1 pseudogene is annotated in these 605 nt (G+C 67.8%); it reads left to right on the forward strand.

The features are described 5' to 3' along the window. Positions 1-386: 386 nt before the first annotated feature. Positions 387-605: pseudogene (locus AC1DUE_RS20060) on the forward strand (mycothione reductase); the annotation flags it as partial.

Genomic DNA, 605 nt, shown 5'->3' on the forward strand with positions numbered 1-605 from the left:
CAGCACCCCTCCGCCCCGGAAGGGTGCCATCGTCATTTCCGGAGAACGCATGTCCTCGGGCAGCAGCTCTGCCCGTCGACGCCTCGTGGCTGCCGGCCATCACGGACTACGCGAAGGGCCGGCACAGCGGGGGAGCAGCGTCCGAACGCCTGCGAGACCTCTGGCTCGCCGGACAAGGGCGGCGTCGCCGTGCCGCAGCGCGCTCCCGGCCGCGCTCACAGGGCTCGGTCATTCCGGCCGCCGACAGGACACGGCGACACGATGAGCCGTCGGGAAGTGCACGGAAAGGGCCGCGAGGTCAGAATCAGAATGGAACGGACTCGCGGTCTCCCGGGAAGGCCATGCCCGCAAGGCCAAAATTTTTCGCCGGCGGAAGGTGGACGGGCATGCGGCATTACGATCTTGTGATTCTGGGGACGGGCAGCGGCAACATGCTGCTCAACGACGAGTTCGCTCATCTGCGCACCGCTATCGTGGAACCGGACCGCTTCGGCGGCACATGTCTCAACCGAGGCTGCATCCCGAGCAAGATGTTCGTCGTCACCGCCGACGCGGTCGAGGGCGCGCGGGCGGCAGCGCGGCTCGGCGTCAATACGACCGTTGAG

The sequence above is a fragment of the Cellulomonas sp. P4_A2 genome (assembly GCF_056402515.1).